Here is a 1274-nt window from a genome sequence, read left to right on the forward strand (position 1 = left end):
GAATCTGTTAAGTTGATATGAAAAAATAGCTTGATTTTTCATAGAATTCCTCGCTCTTTGAAAATTATATAAGTTTGAATATTTTATTGTATGGCAAACAAAGCCTGCAATAAATTGATTTTTGCAGGTTAAATAAAGGTATTAAATTTAATTATACTGCTGTAAACCAAGAGTTTTTATCAAAGCTATCGCTAGCGAAGCCAGCAACTTCAGCTGGAGTATGTCTGTTTAGTGAACCGTGGGATCTAATAAAGTTATAGTGAAATATAAATAAATATATTAAGTTATTAGCTTTTTTAAACGAATTAAATCCTTTCTTAGCTTTATACCAAGCTTTAAAAGTTTTATTAAAAGATTCTATAAGGTTGTTATTTGTATCACTAGACATTGGCTTTACTGGTAGATGCTTTGTGCATGGCAATAGAGTTGCTATAGCTTCTGTATACGCTGGCCACCTATCTGTAATTAGATTTGATGGTGAACCATACTTTCTAGCTTCATTTATTAAAGAGAATGCAGAACTTTCATCTCTATATCTACTTAAGTGAAAAGAAACTATAAAGCGTGTTTCAGAGTCAATGACTAACCAGAGATAATGCTTTATCCCATTAATAAAAACAACAGTTTCATCAGCATGCCAATCATCGGATTGTAAATTTATCTCTTTCATAAATTTATTAGCTTTGAGTTTAAAGTAAGGAGCAAATTTATTACTCCAATTAGCTATAGTTACATGAGATACTTTTACGTTAAAAGTGCTTAAAAGAAATTGTGATATAGCTCTAGTTGATGTGTTATTCAAGTAATATAAAGTCAATGATGTAATGATAATTTGGAGTGGGAACCTCATTCCTTTCATAGAAAGGGAACCGGTAATAGCTTCGATAGAAGCTGAATCAATATTGAAATTATGATAATTAACAATAATATGATTACATTTTTTATTATTACATTTATAACGGTTATAGTGTTTATATGAATGATGTAAATAAGTGCCTTTACCACATTTGGGACATTTAGGATAGTTCATTTTAGGGCGACCTCCACCGTCACCCAATGCGAATTGGCGCTTACACCTTTTACATTGATACTTTTGTTTAGCCTGCTTATTCAAACCAAACTTATATAGTTTATCATAATTACAGCGAGGGCATTTTATATTAGTCTTGTTCATTGTTCTTCTCTCCTTTTCTAAGGGGGTATTATTTAGTTTTGCAAACCTATTGTATTTCCTTAGGTTGAGAAGAGCAATGTTCATATAACTTAACAGATCG

Annotated in this window: 1 protein-coding gene; it reads right to left on the reverse strand. The window is 30.7% G+C overall.

The window, feature by feature from the left end; translation table 11 throughout:
• Positions 1 to 151: 151 nt before the first annotated feature.
• Positions 152 to 1174 carry an IS6 family transposase gene (locus tag LQE93_RS16705; RefSeq protein ID WP_231074574.1) on the reverse strand — a complete coding sequence of 341 codons (1023 nt, stop codon included), beginning with the start codon at positions 1172 to 1174 and terminating at the stop codon, positions 152 to 154.
• Positions 1175 to 1274: the final 100 nt, after the last annotated feature.

Source organism: Clostridium sp. NSJ-145 (assembly GCF_021044725.1).
Lineage (GTDB): Bacteria > Bacillota > Clostridia > Clostridiales > Clostridiaceae > Clostridium > Clostridium disporicum_B.